Here is a 22,422-nt window from a genome sequence, read left to right on the forward strand (position 1 = left end):
CCCTTGAAGAAGATCTTCAACGCCGCGTTCATCTACATGATCGTCGGTGTCGCATCCGGACTGTTCTACCGGGAGTTCACCAAGCTCAACGGCTTCCCCGAAGGGAAGTTCACCCAGCTCGGCCTCGTCCACACCCATCTGCTTACCTTGGGATTCATCGTCCTGCTGATCGCTCTCGTCATCGAAAAGGTCTTCACCATCTCTCGAAGCCCCAAGCTGTTCGCCTGGTTCTTCTGGCTCTACAACGCTGGAGTGATCGTCACTTCCGGCATGCTCATCTGGCACGGTAGCCTCACCGTTCTTGGCCAAGAATCCAGCAAGATGATCGCCGGTATCGCGGGTCTCGGTCACATGCTCCTCACCGCGGGGATGATCGTATTCTTCATCGCTCTGCGCCGCGCCGTCGTGGACCGCACCGCAACAACGGAGACCGTGGAAGTGTAAAGCTTTCAATAACCCTGGGAGGTCGTTGTGAATCTCGCCGTAATCGTCTTCGACGTGCTGCTGATGCTCACCGCCACAGTGGTGCTGATGCTCCTACTCGGTGCCTTGTCGCGACGGCTGCTCGGAGTGCGAATGAGCGCCGGCAGGATCATCCTCGCCGGCGTTCTCGGGCTCGCCGCGGGCGTCGGATTCGAATCACAGTTCATCTGGCGTGCCGCCGACTACACGCCAGCGATGATCCCGGTCCTCTTCGGAATTATCATCCTGGTCGCCGTCACCGTGCTCGTTGTCTCGGAACTCCTCATTCCACAGGGAACGCTGCCGAGACCAGACCAATGGGCGCGTCTCACCCGAGCGACGTTCGACCGCAATAACCGATACCTCGAGCTGCTCCGCATCGCCGCAAGACACAGACTGTTCACGATCAAGCTGGGCCCCGGCAGCAACGCGGCGCAGGCCCCTCGTCGAAACGCGCAGGCCCATGCGCTGAAGCAAGCACTCGAGGAAGCCGGCGGGGCGTTCGTGAAGCTCGGACAACTGCTCTCCACCCGACCCGACGTCCTCCCGGCAGAGTTCCTCGAAGCCCTCACCACGCTCCAGCAACACGTTCCGCCCGCAACCTGGGACGAGATCCGTCCTGAGCTCGAGCGATCCCTCGGCCGGCCACCAGGCGAGATCTTCAGTGCGTTCGACACCGAACCCTTCGCCGCGGCGTCGATCGGGCAGGTGCACGCCGCGGTCCTGCAATCCGGCGAACGTGTCGCCGTGAAGGTACGCCGGCCGGGCATCGTGCCGCTGATCGAGCGCGACATGGATATCGCCGCACGTCTCGCCCGCAGACTCGCCCGCTCCACCGACTGGGCGGCAAGGTTGGGCGTCGAACAACTCGTACACAGCCTCACCGCCAGCCTCCGAGACGAACTCGACTACACGCAGGAAGCCACCAACATCCTCACTCTGACCGAAGCACAGGGCCAGGTACCGGCAGACGCACGGGTCCGAATCCCGCGCTTCATCGCCGAGTTCAGCAGCGACCAGGTGCTCGTCATGGAATACATCACCGGGCAGACGCTCAGCAGCACCACGGCGTTGAGCTCTGTCGACGATGCGACACGTCATCTGCTCGCACAACGGCTGCTCGCAGCGACGCTCGCGCAAATCATGGAGGCCGGTGTCTTCCACTCGGACCTGCATCCCGGCAATATCGTCATCGCAGACGGAACGCTGGTGCTGCTCGACTTCGGCTCGATCGGCCGCATCGACTCCGAAACGCGAACTCGCCTCGGAGAATTGTTGTTCGCATTCTCCCGTCGGGATGCCAGCGCTTTCACCGAGGCGCTCTTCATGTTCGTCGACCTCAGCGACGTGCAAGATGAGTCGGGGCTTCGCCGCGCAGTCGCCGCCTTCATGTCCCGACGTCTCGGCCCCGGCGCCAGACTCGACGCGAGCATGTTCACCCAGGTCGTGTCCATCCTGGCGGACTACGGCCTCACCGTACCCGCCGAGTTGACCGTCCCGTTTCGCACGATCGCGACCGTGGAGGGATCCCTCCAGGTCCTCGAGCCCACCTTTGATTTCGTTGCAGAAGCCAGCAAATATGCTCACCAGCGTCTGACCGAGGCGACCCGCCCCTCCTCTTTCACGAAGACCATCTCGGACGAGCTGCTGTCCGCAATGCCGATCGTGAAACGTCTCCCTCAGCGGATCGATCGTGTCACCGGCAATCTGGCGGATGGCCGGTTCGGAATGAACGTGCGCCTGTTCGCAGACCCCCGGGACAGGTCATTTGTGCGCGAGATCATCAGCCTTGCCGTGGTCACCTTCCTCGCCGGCATCTTCGGAATCATGGCTGCGATGCTCCTCACCAGCGACACCGGCCCCCAACTGACCGAAACCCTTACTCTCTTCCAAATCTTCGGATACCTCTTCCTCGTCGTCGCCGGCGTTCTCACGCTCCGCGCACTCTTCGACGTGCTGCGGCGCCGGCCCGCACGATCACGTTGAAAGGACGCACAATGTCTGCAGACATCTCAACAGCAGCACCGACCCGCCGTGACTGGCTCGCGCTGGCTGTCCTCTCCGTGGGTCTCGGGTTGATCGTGCTCGACGGCACGATCGTCGGCGTAGCGCTACCGGAGATCATCGGTGATCTGGGTCTCGATCTCACCGACGCCCAATGGGTCAACAGCCTGTACGCCGTGCTGCTTGCGGCCCTCCTCCTCTCCACGGGCAAGCTCGCCGATCGATGGGGGCGCAAGCTCCTTTTCCTCATCGGCCTAGTCGTGTTCATCGCGGGCAGCATCCTTGCGGCGATGTCGGATGCCGCCGGCGTGCTCATCGGTGCACGCGCAGTGCAGGCGATCGGGGCGGCACTCATCATGCCGTCGACGCTGTCCACCGTGAATGCTGTCTTCCGCGGGAAGTATCGCGCCGCCGCGTTCGGCGTATGGGGAGCAGTGATCTCGGGAGCGGCAGCAGTCGGCCCACTCGCCGGTGGCGCCCTCACACAATGGGCGTCCTGGCATTGGATCTTCCTCGTCAACATCCCCATCGGCGTGCTCGTGTTCATCGCAGGGGTGCTCACCATCCCGAACACACGCGGTGAGGCGGGCCGTCCCGGCGCGGACGTCGACGGCGCCGTGCTCTCCGGTATCGGCTTCGGCGCCCTCGTGTTCGCCGTCATCGAGGGGCCAGACCTCGGCTGGTGGGCGCCGACAGCGCCCCTGCAACTCTTCGGCTGGACATGGCCGGCAGATGCCGCGATATCCGCCGTGCCAGTTGCTTTCGCCATCGCCATCGTCACGCTCACACTCTTCGTTATCTGGGAGCGGCACCGCGAAAAGGTGAAGCGCTCTGCACTGCTCGACCTGAACCTGTTCATGCTTCCCACCTTTTCGTGGGGCAACCTGACCGCCGCGATGGTTGCGGTCGGGGAGTTCGCGATCATCTTCGTCCTTCCCCTGTACCTGATCAACGCGCTCGGACTCGATGTCATGGGTGCCGGTCTCGTGCTCGCCGCGATGGCGGTCGGCGCGTTCCTCTCCGGAGCCTCAGCCCGCCACCTCGCCGCTCGCTTCGGATCCCCCGGGACCGTGCTGATAGGGCTCGTTCTCGAGGTCGTCGGTGTGCTTGTGCTCGTGCTCATTGTCTCCGGCACCACGCCGGGCTGGCTCATCGCCATACCTCTCGTCGTCTACGGCCTAGGACTAGGCCTTGCATCTGCACAGCTCACCGGCACAGTGCTCCGCGATGTCCCGGTCGGCGTGTCCGGACAGGCATCGGCGACGCAGAGCACGGTTCGGCAGATCGGATCCGCACTGGGGACTGCATTCGCCGGGGCGGCCCTGTCCATCTCGCTCGCATTCACACTCCCCGAAGCTCTGAGAAGGGCCGGGATCAGTGGTGAAGCTGCCGACACTATCGCGGCCGCCACCCGGCAATCTGCGGGCACGAACATCGCCCAATTGCGTGCCGACGGGTCATCCGGGCCGCTCGGAGACCAGACCGCAGCCGCGGTCGACGCGCTTGCCAGCGGGTTCGCCGACGGCACCCGCTGGTCGATGCTCGTCGCCGCCATTTTCCTCGTGCTCGGGCTGGTCGGCGCGGTCCAGCTTCGGCACGCCACAGGTTCAGGCCAAGAGCGAGCAGCCACTCAACAGGGATGATCGAAGCAGCTCTGACGCGCCGAAAACGACCGCCGAAACCCCTTTACGGCGCACGTTTACGGCAGTCGACTAAGTGTAAAGTTTGGGGCTCGGTGGCGGCGCAATTTGATCGCTTGGTGGCGTTAGTCGCCGATGACGAGGATGCTTGCGGCAGCTTCGACGACGTCGTCGGTGATGGCTTCGAGTTGGTTGATCTTGAGTACCCGGGCGATCTGCGGGAAGAGCCGCTCAAGAAGTCGGAAGTTCCCACGCGTGATTCGTTCGATGGCGGCGATGGCTTGAGCGTCCGTGAAGTCCTCCGGATCGAGGGTGCGTCCGATCCGTTTCTCGTCGAAGGGCACACGCTCAGCGACCCGAGCGCCCTGACCAACCGCCCGGAGGCGGAGCGCGCTGACCAGGCCAGCCGGCTCTTCCGGTCCACACTGATCCAGATCATCGACGACGGTGTCTTCCACGCGGACCTGCATCCCGGCAACATCATGCTCGCAGCGGGCGGCGAGCTCGTGCTCCTCGACTTCGGGTCCATCGGCAGGCTCGACTCCGAACTTCGGAAGCAGATCGGGAACGTGTTGCTCGCGTTCTACCGCGGCGACTCCCGCAACTTCGCCGACGCCCTGCTCGCATTCGTCGAGCTTCCTGACGACATCGACGAGTTCCAACTACGCCGCGAGATCGGTGCGTTCATGTCGAACAAGCTGGGCCCGGGCTCCGCAATTGACGTGACGGTGTTCACTGAAATGGTGCGACTGCTCTCCAGCAATCGCATCGCCGTACCGGGAGGACTCGCATCCGCGTTTCGGGCGATCGCCACTCTCGAGGGCACCCTCCGCTACCTCAGCCCGAGCTTTCAAATGCTCACCGAAGCCGCCGACTTCGCAGAGAGACGCGTCGCAGAAGCAACTCGCCCAGCCGCGCTTTACGCCACGGCGACGGACGAGCTCGCCAGCATCCTGCCGCTCCTGAGACGGCTTCCCGAGCGTGCAGACCGGATTTCCGGTGCCCTCGCCTCGGGCCGCCTCAGCATGAACGTCCGACTACTCGCGGACCATCGCGACCGGTCTCTCATTCGCGACCTCGTCAACCTGCTCGCCGTCACCTTCCTCGCCGGCGTCTTCGGTGTGATGGCCGCCATGCTGCTAATCAGCAACGGCGGCCCCGAAGTATCCCCGAGCCTCACCCTTTACCAGATCTTCGGCTACCTGCTTGTCGTCGCCTCCGGACTCCTCACACTCAAGGTTCTCTTCGACGTGTTCCGCCTGCGCGGCAGGCCGTAGCAAGCATTGAGGTCGTCGGGACAGCAACGCGGCGATGACGAGGGAATGCCCCTGCCCACGGCCGGGGCATCCGCTCACGTCTTCGATTCACCCACGTTCGAGGATCGCCGTTCGGCGACGTTCAGACCCGCCGACAGGGTGCGCCGCCGAATCCGCCTCAGGTGCTGCGGCTCGTGACCGCCGCACCTCGTGTACAACTATTGGTAACAATGTTCCGCAATCGGGGCAACGTGCAGTGTCAAGACTAAACAAATTGTATGATTCTGTCATCAGACTCGAGCGACCGGGGGTTCAATTTGAGCAAGCTGGATGCCACCGACCGGCGCATTCTCGTCGAGCTGGACGACGACCCTCGGCTACCTACCGTGGTCATCGCGCAACGGCTCGGGCTCGCTCGGGCCACCGTGCAGAGTCGCCTCGACAAGCTCGTGGTCTCGGGCCTGATGCGGGCGAACAGCAGCCGTGTTCGACCCGAGGCTCTCGGCCGCGGCATCGCGGCGTCGGTGCGAGCCGAGCTCGACCAGCACCTCATCCACGACGCGATCGAAGCGCTCGAGCGCATCCCCGAGGTGCTCGAGTGCTTCGCGCCCGCCGGCGACGACGACCTCCTGTTGCGCGTCGTCGCCCGCACCCCCGACGACCTCTACCGGGTGAGTGAAGAGATTCGTCTGTGCCCCGGCATCGTGCGCACGTCAACGAGTCTGTTCCTGCGCGAGGTCATTCCCTACCGGATATCGGCGCTACTCGCCGCGTCTTAGCACTGAGGGATCCGCCTGCAGGCGGCCGACTCATCCTAGTCCGACTCGGTGTCTCGATACCTCTGCGCCTCGAAACGCATGGGATGCAAGGCGACGGTAGGTCCGGGAGTGCGCCACCGAGAGATCACAGAGCGACGCCATAAAGCGCCCAACTCCACACGACTAAGCGCTAAGAGGCCGGCCCTGCCGGAAACGATCGTTTTCGGCAGGCGTCCTCTTAGTTCGGTGAAGCTCGCGCAGGGATTCTGGGCGCCCGCCTTCTCTGCCGCTAGGTGCATCGTGCCGATGCGCGGCTATTTCGAGTGGACCGGCGACAAGACGCCGAAGACCCCACACTTCCTCCACGGCGACGGTCCTCTCTCGGCCGCAGGCCTCACCTGGTCGATGGGGCTGCCGAACGGGGAGAAGTCACGGTGCTTCGTCGTTATCACCCGCGAGGCGCGGGATGCCAGCGGGGAGGTGCACGACCGGATGCCCGCGTTCCTTATGCCCGATACGTGGGATACGTGGCTCGCTCCGGAGAAGCTCACCGGCGATCGCAAGGCTGAGACGTTGGCGATGCTCGAGCACACATCCGGAGACGTCGCCTCGACCATTCGTGAGCACGTCGTCGACCGGAAGGTCAGCAACTCCCGCACAGTCGACTCGACCGACCCCTCTCTGCTGGAGCCCGTGGCCTGACGATCCTTCGCCTCACCTCCTCACGGGGCATACTCTCGTGGAGCATCGTGCATGCGATGTCTACCGTTCGCGAACGCGAGCCTGCCCGCCGGCTCAGGCGAGTGCGGGAGCGCTCGTCCCGGGGTCGAGGTGGGTCCCCTCGCGGGGTTCGGGTGTCAGGTACAGACCGGAGGGTGCGTTCGCGGTGAAAGCGAGCGCGTCGGTCCAGGTCCGGTTGATAGGAGGCTGCCGGCTGCCGTGGTACTTGAACGTGATCGAGCTGTGCTCGTGTAGCCACACCGTGGTGCGGCCGCCACCGATACTCATGTCCTCTTTCCAGGTGAAGGGGAAGGGTTCGCCTCGACGGAGTTTCGCGGTGATGACGAGCTGAAGGTGGATGAGGGCGCGGTCCTCAATCTCCGCTTTCTGGTGTCCCTCGCAGATGAACGTGCCCATAGTGCGCCTTTGCTCTGTCTCCCCGGGCGACAGTGCCCATGATCGCAACCGGATTGGTGGCGGTGTGGAGACACTTAGCGTCCCACTGCTGATTCGCGAGCAACACCCCCAGGCGGCCTTCGCTGCGCATCGGCATCCCAACGGCAGCGCGCCCGCACCTAGACGTTTGTCTATAGTGGGGTAGCTACAAGTCCACATCGGCTTGTTGGGCCCATCGTTGTAAATTGCACCCCAAGGGCGTGCCCCGGCGGCACGGATCTGACAGGATAATGACGTCTCCCGACGGTGGGTTGCGCTTTCTCGCACTACCTTCTGGGGAGTCGGTGAACCGGGATCTGGGGATATCGGGAGCAGACAGCGCGTGCCCTCCGCTTCCGCGGAGCGAGATGTCGGATCCCCCTCATACGCCCGGCGCATGAGCGGGATCCGACCTCATCCGCAAACCCTTTAGAAGGGGCCGGCGACCTCCGCGAGGGCTGGGGTGCGTGCAAGGCCACCGGTAGTTCCCGAGGATGCTGGGGTCACCCCCGGTACGCCGAAAATAGCGGGTTCCAGGGTCTTCGGAAGAGGGGTTGATCCGGCGCGGGGCGTCCGGTATTAAGCCGCCTCTGGCCGTCGTGAAGTCAACGAACGTTCCGGCCGTGGCCACTGCGCGCTGAATGCTCTCACGAAGGGCGGCGACGTCCTGCGCGGGCGAGAGCACCAGGCTCGTGCCATCGATGACGATCTCCGTCTGAACCTCCGCGCGTTCCCTCATGCTTCTGAGGGTAAGCACCAGCTCGGGCCGTGCGCGGGGGGATTGCGCTTTGAATCAGCCAGCGCTAGCGAGGTCGCGCTCGAGCGTCGATCTCTCGGCGGGTTCCGGCGTGAGGTACAACCCCGACGGGGAATTCGCGGTGAAAGCCAGCGCGTCGACCCAGGACCGGTTGATGTTCGGGGTCCGGCCGCCATAGAACTTGAACACCATCGACGCCGCGCCATGGATCCACACTGTGGTTCGGCCGCCCCCGGTGCTCGCGTCGTCCTTCCATGAAAAGACGAACGGCTCGCCTCGGCGCAGCTTCGCGGTCATGACGAGCTGCAAGTGCAGCAGAGCCCGGTCCTCGATCTCGACCTTCTGCGAACCCTCGTACACGAACTTGCCCATGCCGGACGCTCCTCAAGTCATCCCTCCATCGACCCGCCCGAAACCGAGGCGGTGATCAGTAACCGATGAAGATAGAACCAGCGTCTCACAGACCTACGCGACTAGGTATCGCTTCACAGGCCCCCTTGGAGAATTGGATCTGCGATCCCCACCGAGAACGGTCGTTTTCGGCGGGCGATGATCCCGACGGGCCGGAGCATCGCGGGCCTAGTCCCGGTACCTGATCATGCGCAGCAGTCGACCGCTAGTGTCCGACTTGAGTCGCGGCGTCGTGAGACCGTCTTGACGCTGAGGCGTGGCGAAGTTCCTAACATCGCCTGTCCGTTACCTGGGTCCCATAGGCAGTGGGGTGCTAACTAGCGTGTCACAGGAGGTACTCTTGCCTTCTCTTGCAGTACAGAACATAGTGAAAGCAGAAGCCGATGACGAACGATAGCAATGCATCGAGCCGTGAATACTCCGATACCGATGTTCCGACCAACGATTCCGAGGGAACGGTCAAGCCCGGGGGTCTGGGCGAGGACAACACCATCCCCGCGAACCCCGACGGGGTAGCCGCAGGCCTGTCCGACTCGCCTTCGCACTTCAACCCAGAAGAAGACGAAGCCGCCAACGGAGAAAACTGACCTGCAGGCTCTCGCGTCCGGCCAAACACTCTTCGATCCGCGAAGCAAGGGTTACCGTGGCATATATCGGTCGGTCCGATCTGCACCCGCAGGGACGGTGCGTTCCTGACCGTTGGGAGGGATGACGCGTCATGTCGAGAGGATCTAGCCGGGAGCCCCGAGGGTCAGCGGCCGGGCGCCTAAGTCGCGAACTCATCATCGAGACCGCCCTAGGCCAGATCGATCGCGCCGGGGCACAGGGCCTCTCTATGCGCTCCCTTGCTCAGGAACTGGGTGTGGAAGCGATGTCTCTTTACCGCTACGTGCACGGGCGTGAGGATCTGCTCGAGGGTGTGATCGCTCTGCTCCTCGGACAATTGACATCGAACCTGGACGACGAGTTGGCGGAGCACTGGCAGGGCTTCCTGCAGGATGTCGCCCATAAGGTACGTCAGATCGCGATCGATCATCCTCAGGCATTTCCGTTAGTGGCGACCCGGCATCCCGCGGCGCCCTGGCTACGACCCCCGCTACGCAGCGTCGAGGTCGTGAACACGTTCCTCAGCACCCTGCTGGGGCACGGGTTTACGGACGCGCAAGCGGTCGATGCGTATCGGTCCTTCAGCAGCTTCCTGCTCGGTCAACTCTTGCTGGAATCCGCGGTTCGGGGAGCTGAGACCGGCCCGGTGGAAGAACCGCTCGACGAAGGAAACGCGGATATACCCGAGCGTGACGGGAGCATCGGCTTGGATGACGCTCCGGAGGTCCGTCGGCTACGGGCTCTTCTGAGCGAGGACCATTCTGACGAAGAATTCGAAGTATCGCTGGAAGTACTCCTCGACCGTTTCGCCGGGGAGCTGTCCCAGTAGCTGCGGCGTGAGCGCCCCGAGCGAGGCCGTCCGTCAGTGTTCTCTGGCAGGACCGGGGGTGGTCGCGTCCTTGGCTGTGTCGTCGGGGTCGGCATTCTGTCGGATCTCTCGGCCCTTCTCGATGTCCTGCCGCTCCTTCTCGGCGGCCTTGTCGCTCTTGCGGGTGTCGCGCGGAGGTAGCTGGATGTCCTCCTCGGCGGCGATGCCCGCCTGCAGCTGGCGACCTCGCTCGAGCTCAGCATCGAACTCCGCGCCGAACAGCAGCGCGAGGTTCGCGATCCACAGCCAGAGCAAGAAGATGATGATCCCCGCAAGGGATCCATAGGTGCGGTCGTAGTTCGAGAAGTTTCCGACGTAGAACCCGAAGGCTGCGGTAGCGAGTGCGAGCACGATGATCGCTAGCAGGGCGCCCATGCTGATCCACCGGAATTTCGGCTGCTTCGCGTTCGGGGTGGCGTAGTAGAGGATCGCGACGACCAACACCACGATGAATATGAGCAACGGCCACTTGGCGATGGACCAGACCGTCTGGGGCACGTCGCCGATGCCGAGTGCGTCGCCGATCGCCTTGGTGACCGAGCCGGAGACGACAAGAATGATCGCGGCGATGACGAGCAGCACGATCGTGATGACGGTGACCAGCAGCTGGACGGGCTTCAGCTTCCAGAACGGCCGCCCCTCCTCGATCTCGTAGATCCGGTTCATCGCACGGCTGAACGCTCCCACGTACCCGGATGCAGACCAGATCGCCAGCAGGATGCCGGTGATGAGAGCGAAACCGGCACCCGGGGACTCGGCGATCTGCTCGATCGGTCCGCGGATCGTGTCGACCGTGTCGCCGGGAGCGACCTGCTCGATGATTCCCAGCACCGCGTCGCTGGCGGCTTTCCCCTGCCCGACGACACCCAGTAGCGAGAAGATTGCAATCAGGCCGGGGAACAGCGACAGCACCGCGTAATACGTCAGGGAGGCGGCGATGTCGGTGCACTGGTCCGAAGAAAACTCGCGAATCGTCTTCCGCAGTACGTATTTCCAGGACCTCTTGTGCAGATCGTCTGGGGAATCGGGCTTGCCTGATGCTTCGGGGTCTGGGGCGTTGCGCGGGGTGGCGGGGGCTGTGCTGGTCATCGCAGGTTCCTTCGTGACGGGGCGGGCCCGTCGTGTGACGGGCCCGCCCGATTCGTGCGGGTTCAGCTGTCGGAGATGTTCTCGCGAGCGTGCTGAGCCTGGTCTTTCACGTCGCTGGCCGCGCCCTGGACTTCGTCCTTAACGGTGGCGACGGAGTCCTGCGCCGACGACTTCACGGATTCGACCGACGCCTGCAGAGGCTCCTTCAGATGATCGCCGACTTCTTTCGCAGCATCGGTGACCTCGTCAACCAGCGGCTGCGCCTGCTCCTTGACGGTTGCAGCGAGGTCTTTCTCCTTCGATGACGCGGGGATCAGAGACGCCGCGAGCAGGCCGGCACCGAACGCGATCAGTCCGACCGCCAGCGGGTTCCCTTCTGCTTTGGCGACCGCGCGGTCTTTCAGATCTCCGGCGTGAGAGCCCGCATCCGACAGCGACGAGCCGGCGTCATCCGCTGCACCCATCACACGCTCACGGACGGACGTGAACGCACCGCGAACCTTGTCGACCTGTCGGTCCACGATCTTCGACGGGGAGACCTTATCGGCCAGGGCGTCCACGTCCATGCCGAGGTCTTGGCGGGTCCGCTCAATGTCGGCGCGGATCTCGTCGGGTGAATCGCTCATCGGTTCTCCTCATTTCTCTTCAGCGTTTCGGGGATCTCTTTCAGGGTGTCCACCGTCTGCGGGACGCCCTTCACTTGCTTGATCTGGCTGCGCCCGACCAGGAACAGGATCAGGGCAATGACTGCCCACAGGACCGCGACGACAACGCCGGACCAGCCGCCACCCATCAGCGTTCCCAGAGCCCACCACAGCGCGACGGACAGGAAGAACACCGCCATCAGTGCGCCGTAGCCGGCGGCACCCATCAGGCCCGCACCCTTCGCGGACTTCGTGGCCGAGTCCTTCAACTCTGCTTTGGCGAGGGCGACCTCCTGGCGCATCAGCGTCGAAATGTCACGGGACACTTCTCCGAGCAGGTCTCCGATCGAGGTCGATGCGGCTTTCACTTCAGACGGTGTCGGGTCGGTCATAGCCGTCCTCCCCCAGAATGTCCGGACGGCTGGCGGCCGCCTGCGAGTACACGGGCGTGCCAGCGCCCGTGTCGTTCACCACGGGGACGGGCACGGACGGGTCAGGGTGCACCTGCGGAGGTGCCGGCACGGGAGCGGCGTCTTTATCGTCGGAAGCATTCGCGGCGAGGGCGCGGGTGAGGCGCCCCACAACGATGCCGCCGATCGCGGCGGCGAGGATGAACGTGCCGGGCTTGCGACGTGCGTAGCGCTTGACCTCCGTGAGCACAGAACCAGGGTCCCGGTCGCCGAGCCAGGTTGCGGCAGCAGACAAACGCCCCGACACCTGCTGGACCAGATCGCTGGCGACGCCACTGCCTTCCGAGTTAGTGGCCATGGAGCCGAGCTCGTCGCTGACAGAGCGAAGACCACCGGCAAGACGCTGTTGCTGGGTGTTCGCCTGCTCCGACAGCTCCCGCTGCGTCTGCGCATACAGCTCCTTCGCCTGCGTCTTCGCCTCCCCCACGACGGTCGCAGCCTCATCCTTGGCGGTGCCAAGAACGTCCTTCGCCTGAGTTGCCGCCGTGTCCTTCAGGTCGGTGGCTTCCTGCTTGACAGCATCCACCTTGCCCGAAGAACCGGGGGCGTTCACGCCCGAGCCGCTCGGGCTGGCCGTCTCATAGTTGTCCGACATTAGTGCTCCTCTCGCGGACCGACCGAACAGTCGGTGGAACCCGTTCTACACCGTCTCCCCCGCCTCGGTCAGGACCCTTGCTCCGAACAGACTTACAGTGTATTCAGGCCGAGCACACAGAGGCTTACTTAGTAAGCCTGCATACAGTACGCGCCTCGATCCCCGGAGGCAACCACCTCCTGCGCTCGTTCCGAAAGCGCCTACTTTCGCCGTATGAACAGCAACGATTCCCACGAGCCCCGGGAACCCGGCGCACCCGTCTACGACAAGGACTCCTCTCACGCAGCCGTCCCCGTCGATGCGAATCACACTCTCCGCACCGATGTCCACGAGCGTGAGAAAGCAGAATTCGGCGGGTTCAAATTCGGATCCGCGTTCTTCGGATGGCTGACCGCCATGGGCACCACCGTGCTCCTGACCGCCCTGGTCGCCGCGATCGGGGCCGCTGTCGGGCTCGGCAACGGCACCACCCCAGAGGAGGCCGCCGACGCCGCGACAGAGAACGTCGGCGCGACCGGCATCATTAGCGCCATCGCGATCGGACTCGTCCTGCTCATCGCCTACTACGCCGGGGCTACGTCGCCGGACGGATGGCCCGCTTCAGTGGAGTCAAGCAGGGTGTCGCGGTGTGGCTGTGGGCGATCGTGATCGCGATCATCCTCGCCATCGTCACCGCGATAGCCGGTTCCCAGTGGGACATCCTCGCCAACCTGCAGAGCTTCCCGCGCATCCCCGTCACCCCCGAGACAGCCACTCTCACCGGCATCCTCACCGCCCTCGGTGCCGCTGTGGTCGCCCTCATCGGCGCGGTCCTCGGCGGCCTTGCGGGGATGCGGTACCACCGCAGGGTCGACCGCGTGGGACTTGGCCGGTAACCCCTGCCGTCGTCGCCCCTGACACACCGACTTCCTCAACCACCCACCACCCGCACGACCGAACGAAAGGCAACACCAATGATCAGCGAACAGAACATCGCCAGCCTCATCGGGGCCACCGTCACGGACACTGACGGCAACAAGATCGGAAAGGTCGGCCAGATCTATGTCGACCCCACCAGCGGTCGGCCGAACTGGGCAACCGTAGCGACGGGCTTGTTCGGAACCTCGGAATCGTTCGTCCCGCTCGACCAGGCCGACGCCGTCGACGGAGATCTCCGAGTCCCGTACGCGAAAGACTTCGTCAAGGACGCACCTCGCATCGATGCTGGCACCGACCTCACCGACAACGAACAGGACGAGCTGTACACCTACTACGGAACCGGCGCCGCTCCCGTCGCCAACGCACCCGCGGACCGGGATGTGGCATCGACCGACGGCTACGACACCTCCGGACCGACGACCGACGACGCGATGACTCGGTCCGAGGAGCAGCTGCACGTCGGCACGGAGCGCGTCGAGACCGGCCGAGCCCGCCTCCGCAAGTACGTCGTCACCGAGCAGGAGACCGTCACGGTCCCCGTCAGCCACGAAGAGGTTCGTCTCGAGCGTGAACCCATCACGGAGGCGAACGTCGAAGACGCCCTGGATGGTCCGGACATCAGCGAGGAAGAGCACGAGGTCGTCCTCACGGAGGAGCGCCCCGTGGTCGAGAAGGAGACGGTGCCGGTCGAGCGTGTCCGCATCGGCACAGAAACCAAGACCGACACTGAGCAGGTCAGCGCAGAGGTCCGCAAGGAAGAGATCGAGCTCGAGGGCGACACCCACACCGACCGCTGACAACTCCCCGTCGTCAGCCCCACTGAAAGGAGAATCCGATGGGTATCGGAGATGACATCAAGAACACTGCCGAAGATCTGAAAGGCAAAGCCAAGGAATCTGTCGGCAAAGCAACCAACGACAAGTCGACCACAGCAGACGGCCACGCCGACCAGGCCAAGGCCAGCGCGAAGAAGGCTGGCGAGAACGTCAAGGACGCACTGTCCGACAACTAACAAATCTCGCTCCCTCGTATCCGGTGCCCACGCTCCCGCGGGCACCGGATACTTCTGTGCTCGGCACTCGGTGCTTGCGTCTCAGTATTTCGCGTGCGGGTCTCCCGCACCGCGGAGACAACGGGGGCCAGGGCGCCGGAGAGTCAAATCACGCCAACGCGGCCGGTGAGCGTCTTGGTCGGACGCGAACACTAGCCGTCAAGGATCGGTGAGAGAATGAAGATTCACGACACGACGATTCCCTTCGTCTCGCCTGCTTGCATGGGTGTCCGTGGCGATACGGCCGAGGAGTGCACGTCATGGGAAAGTTCATCTACGAAGGCGGGCTGAAGGTCGACATCGAAGATCGGGCACTCAATCACCTCCAGCTCGTCATCTCGGCGAAGCTCCGCCGTGGTGAGCCCTTCGCCTTCACATGGAAAGACGATGCCGGTACGGGCGGTGGCCGCACAACGGTGTGGGTGCACTCCGGAAGTGCGCTGGTATTCAAGTACTTCGGGGGCCGGCAACCGGCAATCAACCGGGCATGGGTCGATGCCCTCGCCTTCGCCGCCAACTCTCCCACCGGGCTCTACCTCACCCCCGAACCCGCCGAGGGCACTCGCCTCGAACGCGATCTGGATAGTGCACCAGCCTGACCCCAGCGCGCAAGCCCCTTCGATCCCCAAACGCACGGCTCGTACCCTGAACGGATGAGCGAGCGCACCACACTTCAGACGCTTGTCACCATCGACGGGGCAAGTTTCATCCTCTCCCCGACGCAGGACGCGGAACAGCTCTGCGACGATCTCGAAGCGGCGGCCGCTAGCACGGGAAGAGTGGTGCGCTTCGAAGCCGCAGGAGATCGACTCGTCCGCTCCCTGGTCACGCCCCACAGTCATGTGATCATTACCGAAGAACACGTGACACTGGACTCCGACCAAGCCGTGTTGACACTCGGCCTATCCGGAAGCTGGGATCTGCTCTAGTCTGCAGCAGCTTCGATCTCAGGGGCATCCAACACTTCATCAACGAGCGTGATCCCGCCCGACGAATTCGCGGTGTGCATGAGCTGCTCGACCCACCTGAGACTGATCGGCGGCGGCTCAACTTCATCGAAAGTGAACCGCAGCGGAATCGACGGATGAATCCAGATCGTCGAACGCCCACCCGGATCACCCTCGGGATGCTTCCACGACAACGTGAAGCTCTCATTACGACGCAACTTCGTCGCAATAACGATCTTCAGATGCGCGAGCGCTCGATCCTCAATATGAATCGGATCCACGCCATCCCCGTACACAAGACTGGCCATGAGAACCACCCTAGTGACCGGACCCACCCGAAGACCCAGTTTCGGCTGCTGCTTACGGCAGGACCCGCGCCCTCCGGTCATGCCCGCGCCGGAAACGATCGTTTTCGGCTGGTCGCGCACCTGGTTGACGACGACCGCTGCCTTGCCATAGCCGATCGTTACAAAAGATTGAAGCGTAGGCCCCCGGCGATGCTGCGCGGTCAGCAGCAGATGGGAGGATCCTTGTGATCATGGAGATTGAGTTATTGCATATCGCGGGCTGTCCCAGCTGGATCGCCGCGGGCCACAATGTTGCCGAGGCGCTTCGGGAGACAGGCCATGGGGCCACGCCGTTGCGCTATCGACTCATCCGCACGGAGGAGGATGCCGCTGCGGTTCCCTTTGCCGGGTCTCCCACGATCACACTGAACGGGAAGGATCTGTTCCCCGGCGCGGATCACAGCGTCGCCTTAGCGTGTCGCGTCTACGCGACACCCGCGGGCGTGGCAGGTACGCCGACGGTTGATCAGATCCGGGAGGCGATCATCACTCGTGGCCGCTGAGTCAGACGAGACATGTACGTGTTGCGGGCGATCGTTGCCCCGAAGGAAATTGCATGCCCTTGGGAAGCGCGGGGTGTTCATCTGTCGCCGGTGCGGCTGGTGGGTTGCGCTTCGTCTGCGACGCGACCATCCACCGGATCACCAGGAGAGTTAGTCAGCAGTCCCTGTACAGTCAGCGTGTGCTGACTTTTGCTTTCGTCTCGATGCAATGAACGAGACGCCCCTACTCGCCCTCTTCTAAACCTCCCTACCTTGGCGACGCCCGCCACCGATCTGGAGCATCCGTCTTGAAACCCCCCGTCAAGGTCGCCCTCGTCACCGGCTCCACCCTCACCGTGCTCGCCATTATGGCGCTCGTGGTCGTCCTGATGACCCGCCCCGCAGCTCCGGAATCCCGCACAGAAGGTGCACTGCCTGGTACCCGTGCGGATTCGCATGTGCTCGACGCGGCCGGGCCAGACGCTCCGACGCTGGTTGAGTTCCTCGACTTCGAGTGCGAAGCGTGCGGTGCGTTCTATCCGGTCGTCGAGCAGATCCGCGAACAGTACGAGGGTGGAATCAACTACGTCGTTCGCTACTACCCCCTCCCCGGACACTTCAATTCGATGAACGCCGCCCTGGCTGCGGAAGCCGCGTCCGAGCAGGGGAAGTTCGAGGAGATGTATCAGCGCCTGTTCGAAACGCAGACTCAGTGGGGCGAACAGCAGACCTCGCGAGCGGACCTGTTCCGTACCTTCGCGGAGGACCTCGGGTTGGATTTGGGTGCCTATGACGCGGCTGTAGCCGCCCCGGCGACTAGGGAGAGAGTCGAAGCTGACTTCAACGATGGACAGTATCTTGGGGTCAGCGGCACGCCATCATTTTTCCTGGATGGCGAGAAGCTTGAACTCACTCAGCTCAGCGACCTGACTAACGCACTCGACGAGGCGACCAACCGTTGACCTCGAGTGTTCGAACCCTCTCGCGTCCTGCCGCCGCAATCAGCCCTCCTACCGCATCCGCGCATTAGCGGCTGCCCTAGACGTCTCATTCTTGGGTCTCATCGCCGCCGCGGATCATAAGGAACGCTCCGGCGATCGCAGCAGCGAAGATCACAATGTCCGCGACATTTCCGATGAACCAGTTCCCGTAGGCGAGGAAGTCCACGACGTGTCCGCGGGCGAACCCGGGATCTCGGAAGAGACGGTCGCCTGCGTGTGATGCTGCGGCTCCTCCGAGCGCGCCGATGATGATCGCCCATCCCAGGCGTTGAACTCGAAACGCGAACACGATCGCTGTAACGGTGGCGGCGACAGCGAGCAGCGCGAACACCCAGGTGAAGTCTTCGCCGAAGGAGAAGGCGGCACCAGGGTTGTACGCAAGCTGCAGGCCCAGCAGGTCGCCCGCCAGCGGGATGCGCTCGCGCTCCGTGAGAGTCGCTACCGCCCACACTTTCGTTCCCTGATCGATCAGGACGACGAACACGGCGATCAGGAGCGCTCCAACCGTGAGTTGCCAGCGCGGCGCCGACGGCACTTTTCGCGCAATAGACGGGCGAGCTTCGGCCTCGGACGACATCATCCGAGGACCTCAATCAGGCGAACGATGACGCCGGATTCGATCAGTATGAACAGCCCGAGACCGATGAATACGGCCGGTACGAGCCAGTGCTCGACTCGTTCCAGCCCCTCGGTGACGGCCTTGTTGGTGCCGATCAGCCGTCCGGCAGCGCACCAGACGGCGACGAGGATGAGGAACACGACGATCATGACGACGACGTCGCCGGGCGCGCTGGTGCGGAAGATCGGCGTGTAAAGGGAGATGTTGTCGGCCCCGTTGGCGATCGTGATCCCGGCGACGCCCCACAACCCGACCGCGGTGATCTTGGCGTCATCATCATCGTCATCACCGTTTCGACGCAAGCCACGTACGAGCGTCCAGATGCCGATGCCGAGCGGGATCAGCCCGAGGAAGCCCACCCACTCGTCCGGGACGATCGTGAGGCCGAGCGCGGCGATCACGCTGATCACGACGAGGGTGATGAACCCGAAGTACTGGCCTGCGACGATCTGCCACGGTCGCGGCTTTCCTCGGCTGGAAGCGAGGAACAGCACGGTGAGCACGACAATGTCATCGATGTTGGTCGCAGCGAACAGGCCGATCGCTGATCCGATGGTCGCGAGCATCAGCTCTTCACTCGCGGAGTGCGGGCGGCGCGCAGGCCGTTGAGAATAACGATGACCTCGGCGACCTCGTGGACCAGGACGACCGCCGCGAGCCCGAGGACACCGAAGAGCGCGAGCGGGAGCAGTGCGGTGATGATCAGCAGCGACAGGATGATGTTCTGGTTGATGATCCGTCGTCCCCGTCGGGCGTGGTCAAACGCGCGCGGGATCAGACGCGGATCGTGACCGGTGAACGCGACGTCGGCGGATTCGATCGCTGCGTCGGAGCCGGTCGCGCCCATCGCGATGCCGATGTCTGCGCCGGCGAGAGCCGGGGCATCATTGATTCCGTCACCGATCATCGCGACCGGCCCTACCTTCGACAACTCCGCGATCGCGGTCGCCTTGTCCTCCGGACGCAACTCGGCTCGCACGTCACTGATCCCGGCCTGCGCACCAAGCGCACGGGCAGTCCGGGCGTTGTCGCCGGTGAGCATCGTCACGCCGACGCCCTGGCCGGTGAGCGTTCGGACCACCTCGGGGACTTCTGGGCGCAGCTCGTCACGGACGCCGATCGCGGCGACCGGCGTCCCGTCACGATGCACGATCACGACGGTCATGCCCTGCTCTTCGAGCTCCGCGACCCGATCCCCGAGCGCGCCGGCGTCCAGCCAGCGGGGGCTTCCCACAGTGATTCTCGAGTCGTCGACCGTGCCGTCAATGCCGTGACCAGCCCGCTCGGTCACGTCCGCAGCGGCTGTGACACCCGGAGCGGCCGCCGTGATCGCGGCAGCGAGAGGATGCGTGCTGTGCTGCTCCAGCGCTGCCGCCCACGCCAGCGCCTGAGCCTCCGACACGCCATCTGCGGTGAGGACAGCGGTAACGATGGGCTCGTTGCGGGTGAGGGTGCCGGTCTTGTCGAGGGCAACGTGCCGGACGGTGCCGAAGCGCTCGAAGACGGCACCGGACTTGATGATCACGCCGAACTTGCTTGCGGCGCCGATCGCGGCGACGACCGTGAGTGGCACCGAGATTGCGAGTGCACACGGAGAAGCCGCGACCAGCACGACAAGCGCGCGGGTGATCCACACCTCTGGATCGCCCAGCAGCGACCCGATGATCGCGACGAGCGCCGCGAGGATCAGAACACCGGGCACCAGCGGGCGGGCGATCCTGTCCGCGAGACGAGCACGCTCGCCCTTCTCTGTCTGCGCTTTCTCTACCAGCTCCACGATCGTAGTGAGCGAGTTGTCGGTGCCAGCAGCCGTCGTCTCGACCTCCAGCGCACCGGCACTGTTGATCGCACCCGCCGACACCGCATCGCCGGGCTCCACCTCTACCGGGATCGATTCGCCGGTGATCGCCGAGGTATCCAGGCTCGAGCGACCAGAACGCACGACCCCATCGGTCGCGATCCGCTCGCCCGGCCGGACCACCATGACCTGGCCGACCGTCAGCTCTCTCGCCTGCACCTGCACAGTAGTGTCGCCCTGCAGGATCGTGGCTGTTTCCGGTACGAGCTTGAGCAGTGCGCGCAGGCCGCCGCGGGCACGGTCCATCGCCTTGTCCTCGAGCGCCTCAGCGATCGAGTACAGGAACGCGAGAGCTGCGGCCTCCTCCACGTAGCCGAGGATGACTGCACCGATGGCGCTGATCGTCATCAGCAGACCGATGCCCAGCTTGCCCTTGAACAGCTTTCGAACCGCTCCCGGCGTAAACGTCGAGGCACCCAGCAGCAGACCGACCCAGAACAGCACCAGCGCGGGGATCTCCTGGCCAGACCACTCCAAGATCAGGCCGGCCAGGAACGCGACCCCGGAGAAAACCGGCACCAGAACTCCGCGGTCTTTCCACCAGGGGCGCTCGGCCTCTTCGATTTCCTCGTCCACCGCGCTGGCAGGCTCGTGCTCGCAGCCACACGCCGCGCTCACGCGTCCACCCCCGTCGCACAGCAACCGGCCACCGTACACGCTGAGTCCACGCACGGCGCGTGCTCATCCACAGCCAGCGTCACATCCACCAGCGCAATGAGGGCAGCAGCGAGGTGCGGATCGGCGATCTCATAGCGAGTCTGGCGGCCTTCTGGTTCCGCGACGACGATTCCGCAATCGCGCAGGCACGTCAGGTGGTTCGACACGTTCGAACGAGTGAGTACCAGATCGCGCGAGAGGACGGCCGGATAGCTGGGCCCCTGGAGCAGGGTCATCAGGATCCGGGAGCGCGTCGGATCGGCCATCGCCCGGCCAAGCCGGTTCATTACATCGATACGGGAAGCAATAGTCAGCACGTACTGAACTATACAGCCATCGGTGACCAATCGCGATCGTCGAAAGAGGACTCGAGTAAGGCTTCCAGCGTCGTTGGTGGGCCCGGAGTATCCCCACGTCAGAGCGATCCTAAGCAGCAGGCTGTCGCAGCGCAGATGCCGACCGGCGCGTTTCCCGCTCCCACGCCTGGGTTGCGACCTGCACGGCGTCCCACGGTGAGCCGAGCGGGGGCGTGTACGACAGGTCGAGGTCACTCATCGCCGCGACAGTCATGCCGTGGTGCAGAGCCGTGGCGTAGGTGTCGACGCGCTTGGAGATTTCGGCACCGCGGGTGCCGACGAGCTGCGCGCCGAGCAGACGGCCGTCGTTGGTGTCTCCGGTGATGCGGATGCTGATGGGCGTGGCGCCCGGGTAGTACCGTTTGTGGTCGTCCGCGATCGCGGTGTGACTGTGCGGGGCGAAGCTGGCGGCTGTGGCTTCGTGGTCGCGGAGCCCCGTGCGTGCGGCCACGACGTCGAAGACCTTCACGACCTGCGTGCCGAGGCTCCCTGCAAATCGGGTGTCGCCGCCGATCGCGTTCTCCCCTGCGACGCGCCCTTGCTTATGCGCCGTGGTGCCGAGAGGAAGGTATGTGACGCCGAGCAGGCGGTGATGGGTGACCACCCCGTCGCCGGCCGCCCACACGTTCGGCAGGCCGGTGCGCATCTGTTCGTCGACGACGACAGCGCCGCCCGCTCCCGTGGTTGCGCCGGCTGCGGTGAGGAGGCTGGTGTTGGGTCGCACGCCGACGACGACGAGGACCACGTCAGCGTTGCGGGAGAATGCTTCGCCGTCACGGGTGCCGGTGACGGCGATCCGTCCGGCTTCACGGGCGACGGCTTCGACGCGCGTGCCGGTGAGGACGTCGACGCCGTGTCGGGTGAGTTCGTCGTGGACGAGGGAGCCGAGTTCGGGATCGAGGGTGGAGAGGACTTCGGGGCCGCGCTGCAGCTGGGTGACCTGGAGGCCCCGCACGGTGAGCGCTTCGGCCATTTCGAGGCCGACGTAGCCAGCTCCGACGATGATTGCCGTCTCGGGCTGATGTTCGTCGAGGTACTTCTCGAGCGCGAAGGTGTCGCCCATCGAGTGCAGCAGGTGCACGCCGTCGTCGGGGCCGAGCTGGTCGAGGCCTGCGATGCCGGCGATTGACGGGGATGCTCCGGTGCCGACCATGAGTTCGTCGTACGCGATGGTCGATTCGCTGCCGTGCGCGTCGCGGACCGTGAGTCGTCGGCTGTCGACGTCGATACCCGTGGCGAGGGTGTCCAGGCGGAGGTTCATGCCGGTGGCTTCGAGATCCGCGTGGGTGCGGTGGGCGAGCGACTGCCAGGGCTGCACCTCGCGGGAGAAGTAGTACGGGATGCCGCAGATCGAGAAGTTCGGATACGCATCGGCTACCACGACGGTGACGTCGACGGACGGGTCGAGTTCGCGGGCCCGGAGGGCGGTGGAGATTCCAGCGTCGCTTCCGCCGATCGCTACAAGATGCAT

General features: G+C 64.3%; 28 protein-coding genes and 1 pseudogene. 16 read left to right on the top strand and 13 right to left on the bottom strand.

Translation table 11 applies throughout. The features are described 5' to 3' along the window. Positions 1-3 precede the first annotated feature (3 nt). The 3 genes from RN51_RS11375 (at position 4) to RN51_RS11385 (ending at position 4,109) form a co-directional block, all read left to right on the top strand. A complete protein-coding gene (locus RN51_RS11375) occupies positions 4-444 on the top strand; it encodes a DUF2871 domain-containing protein (RefSeq protein ID WP_045264169.1) in 441 nt (146 codons plus the stop codon). 234 nt (positions 445-678) lie between these two features. Then, complete coding sequence (locus RN51_RS11380) at positions 679-2,448, top strand: ABC1 kinase family protein (protein ID WP_197073239.1); 1,770 nt, start codon at positions 679-681, stop codon at positions 2,446-2,448. Between the two features lie 11 nt (positions 2,449-2,459). Continuing rightward, complete coding sequence (locus RN51_RS11385; RefSeq protein ID WP_045264170.1) at positions 2,460-4,109, top strand: MFS transporter; 1,650 nt, start codon at positions 2,460-2,462, stop codon at positions 4,107-4,109. A gap of 122 nt (positions 4,110-4,231) precedes the next feature. Here RN51_RS11385 and RN51_RS18715 read toward each other — a convergent pair. Next, a pseudogene (locus tag RN51_RS18715) lies at positions 4,232-4,435 on the bottom strand (ATP-binding protein); the annotation flags it as partial. Between RN51_RS18715 and RN51_RS18560 the strand changes: the two are divergent. From RN51_RS18560 to RN51_RS11405, 3 genes are all read left to right on the top strand, one after another. Continuing rightward, positions 4,388-5,383 (top strand): AarF/UbiB family protein, encoded by a 996-nt coding sequence (locus RN51_RS18560; protein WP_052674691.1) that lies wholly within the window; start codon positions 4,388-4,390, stop codon positions 5,381-5,383. The pseudogene RN51_RS18715 and the gene RN51_RS18560 sit on opposite strands and share 48 nt — an antisense overlap. 296 nt (positions 5,384-5,679) lie before the next feature. Further along, positions 5,680-6,141, top strand: a complete 462-nt coding sequence (locus tag RN51_RS11400; RefSeq protein WP_231579280.1) for an Lrp/AsnC family transcriptional regulator — start codon at positions 5,680-5,682, stop codon at positions 6,139-6,141. Between the two features lie 78 nt (positions 6,142-6,219). Continuing rightward, on the top strand, positions 6,220-6,822 hold the full coding sequence (locus RN51_RS11405) for an SOS response-associated peptidase (RefSeq protein WP_082066564.1): 603 nt from the start codon (positions 6,220-6,222) through the stop codon (positions 6,820-6,822). 93 nt (positions 6,823-6,915) lie between these two features. Here RN51_RS11405 and RN51_RS11410 read toward each other — a convergent pair whose 3' ends face one another. Both RN51_RS11410 and RN51_RS11415 read right to left on the bottom strand, forming a co-directional pair. Further along, positions 6,916-7,257: a hypothetical protein gene (locus RN51_RS11410; RefSeq protein ID WP_045264173.1), complete on the bottom strand. Its 342-nt coding sequence runs from the start codon at positions 7,255-7,257 to the stop codon at positions 6,916-6,918. 811 nt (positions 7,258-8,068) lie between these two features. After that, on the bottom strand, positions 8,069-8,404 hold the full coding sequence (locus tag RN51_RS11415; RefSeq protein WP_045264174.1) for a hypothetical protein: 336 nt from the start codon (positions 8,402-8,404) through the stop codon (positions 8,069-8,071). A gap of 422 nt (positions 8,405-8,826) precedes the next feature. Between RN51_RS11415 and RN51_RS11420 the strand changes: the two genes are divergently transcribed. Both RN51_RS11420 and RN51_RS11425 read left to right on the top strand, forming a co-directional pair. Continuing rightward, a complete protein-coding gene (locus RN51_RS11420) occupies positions 8,827-9,030 on the top strand; it encodes a hypothetical protein (RefSeq protein ID WP_045264175.1) in 204 nt (67 codons plus the stop codon). A gap of 131 nt (positions 9,031-9,161) precedes the next feature. Beyond that, the gene (locus RN51_RS11425) at positions 9,162-9,878 is read left to right on the top strand and encodes a TetR/AcrR family transcriptional regulator C-terminal domain-containing protein (protein WP_045264176.1); all 717 of its coding nucleotides are present in this window, start codon (positions 9,162-9,164) and stop codon (positions 9,876-9,878) included. A 33-nt stretch (positions 9,879-9,911) separates the two neighbouring features. Here RN51_RS11425 and RN51_RS11430 read toward each other — a convergent pair whose 3' ends face one another. The 4 genes from RN51_RS11430 to RN51_RS11445 form a co-directional block, all read right to left on the bottom strand. After that, the gene (locus RN51_RS11430; protein ID WP_045264177.1) at positions 9,912-11,006 is read right to left on the bottom strand and encodes a YihY/virulence factor BrkB family protein; all 1,095 of its coding nucleotides are present in this window, start codon (positions 11,004-11,006) and stop codon (positions 9,912-9,914) included. A 62-nt stretch (positions 11,007-11,068) separates the two neighbouring features. After that, positions 11,069-11,632, bottom strand: coding sequence for a DUF3618 domain-containing protein (locus RN51_RS11435; protein WP_045264178.1), 564 nt, complete (start codon positions 11,630-11,632; stop codon positions 11,069-11,071). Beyond that, entirely contained in the window at positions 11,629-12,042 is a 414-nt protein-coding gene (locus RN51_RS11440; RefSeq protein WP_045264179.1) for a phage holin family protein, read from the bottom strand. Before RN51_RS11440 ends, RN51_RS11435 begins: the two co-directional genes overlap by 4 nt. Further along, positions 12,020-12,715 carry a hypothetical protein gene (locus tag RN51_RS11445; RefSeq protein WP_052674693.1) on the bottom strand — a complete coding sequence of 232 codons (696 nt, stop codon included), beginning with the start codon at positions 12,713-12,715 and terminating at the stop codon, positions 12,020-12,022. Before RN51_RS11445 ends, RN51_RS11440 begins: the two co-directional genes overlap by 23 nt. Positions 12,716-12,928: 213 nt before the next feature. Here RN51_RS11445 and RN51_RS11450 point away from each other — a divergent pair, with 213 nt between their 5' ends. The 6 genes from RN51_RS11450 to RN51_RS11465 all read left to right on the top strand — a co-directional run bounded on the left by RN51_RS11450 (position 12,929) and on the right by RN51_RS11465 (position 15,613). Next, positions 12,929-13,363 carry a hypothetical protein gene (locus RN51_RS11450; RefSeq protein WP_197073241.1) on the top strand — a complete coding sequence of 145 codons (435 nt, stop codon included), beginning with the start codon at positions 12,929-12,931 and terminating at the stop codon, positions 13,361-13,363. After that, a complete protein-coding gene (locus RN51_RS18565; RefSeq protein WP_197073242.1) occupies positions 13,342-13,590 on the top strand; it encodes a hypothetical protein in 249 nt (82 codons plus the stop codon). The genes RN51_RS11450 and RN51_RS18565 overlap by 22 nt, the downstream gene beginning before the upstream one ends. Before the next feature lie 78 nt (positions 13,591-13,668). Continuing rightward, a complete protein-coding gene (locus RN51_RS11455; protein WP_045264180.1) occupies positions 13,669-14,430 on the top strand; it encodes a DUF2382 domain-containing protein in 762 nt (253 codons plus the stop codon). A 38-nt stretch (positions 14,431-14,468) separates the two neighbouring features. Further along, complete coding sequence (locus tag RN51_RS18250) at positions 14,469-14,645, top strand: CsbD family protein (RefSeq protein ID WP_082066565.1); 177 nt, start codon at positions 14,469-14,471, stop codon at positions 14,643-14,645. A 299-nt stretch (positions 14,646-14,944) separates the two neighbouring features. Continuing rightward, a complete protein-coding gene (locus RN51_RS11460; protein WP_045264181.1) occupies positions 14,945-15,283 on the top strand; it encodes a hypothetical protein in 339 nt (112 codons plus the stop codon). 54 nt (positions 15,284-15,337) lie between these two features. Then, positions 15,338-15,613: a hypothetical protein gene (locus RN51_RS11465; RefSeq protein WP_045264182.1), complete on the top strand. Its 276-nt coding sequence runs from the start codon at positions 15,338-15,340 to the stop codon at positions 15,611-15,613. Here RN51_RS11465 and RN51_RS11470 read toward each other — a convergent pair. Next, positions 15,610-15,939: a hypothetical protein gene (locus RN51_RS11470; RefSeq protein WP_045264356.1), complete on the bottom strand. Its 330-nt coding sequence runs from the start codon at positions 15,937-15,939 to the stop codon at positions 15,610-15,612. The genes RN51_RS11465 and RN51_RS11470 overlap by 4 nt on opposite strands. Positions 15,940-16,169: 230 nt before the next feature. On the opposite strand from RN51_RS11470, the gene RN51_RS11475 reads away from it, so the two are divergent. Together RN51_RS11475 and RN51_RS11480 are read left to right on the top strand one after the other, a co-directional pair. Continuing rightward, complete coding sequence (locus RN51_RS11475) at positions 16,170-16,481, top strand: hypothetical protein (protein ID WP_045264357.1); 312 nt, start codon at positions 16,170-16,172, stop codon at positions 16,479-16,481. Between the two features lie 287 nt (positions 16,482-16,768). Continuing rightward, the gene (locus RN51_RS11480) at positions 16,769-17,422 is read left to right on the top strand and encodes a DsbA family protein (protein WP_045264183.1); all 654 of its coding nucleotides are present in this window, start codon (positions 16,769-16,771) and stop codon (positions 17,420-17,422) included. Positions 17,423-17,507: 85 nt separating this feature from the next. On the opposite strand, the gene RN51_RS11485 is transcribed toward RN51_RS11480, so the two are convergent. From RN51_RS11485 to RN51_RS11505, 5 genes are all read right to left on the bottom strand, one after another. Further along, on the bottom strand, positions 17,508-18,041 hold the full coding sequence (locus tag RN51_RS11485; protein ID WP_227991975.1) for a signal peptidase II: 534 nt from the start codon (positions 18,039-18,041) through the stop codon (positions 17,508-17,510). Next, positions 18,038-18,646: a cadmium resistance transporter gene (locus RN51_RS11490; protein ID WP_045264185.1), complete on the bottom strand. Its 609-nt coding sequence runs from the start codon at positions 18,644-18,646 to the stop codon at positions 18,038-18,040. Before RN51_RS11490 ends, RN51_RS11485 begins: the two co-directional genes overlap by 4 nt. Next, positions 18,646-20,556, bottom strand: a complete 1,911-nt coding sequence (locus tag RN51_RS11495) for a heavy metal translocating P-type ATPase (protein ID WP_197073243.1) — start codon at positions 20,554-20,556, stop codon at positions 18,646-18,648. Before RN51_RS11495 ends, RN51_RS11490 begins: the two co-directional genes overlap by 1 nt. Next, the gene (gene cmtR / locus RN51_RS11500) at positions 20,553-20,912 is read right to left on the bottom strand and encodes a Cd(II)/Pb(II)-sensing metalloregulatory transcriptional regulator CmtR (RefSeq protein ID WP_045264358.1); all 360 of its coding nucleotides are present in this window, start codon (positions 20,910-20,912) and stop codon (positions 20,553-20,555) included. The genes RN51_RS11495 and cmtR overlap by 4 nt, the downstream gene beginning before the upstream one ends. Positions 20,913-21,021: 109 nt before the next feature. After that, positions 21,022-22,422, bottom strand: coding sequence for an FAD-dependent oxidoreductase (locus RN51_RS11505; RefSeq protein ID WP_045264187.1), 1,401 nt, complete (start codon positions 22,420-22,422; stop codon positions 21,022-21,024).

The sequence above is a fragment of the Microbacterium oxydans genome, assembly GCF_000956405.1.
GTDB classification, from domain to species: domain Bacteria; phylum Actinomycetota; class Actinomycetes; order Actinomycetales; family Microbacteriaceae; genus Microbacterium; species Microbacterium oxydans_C.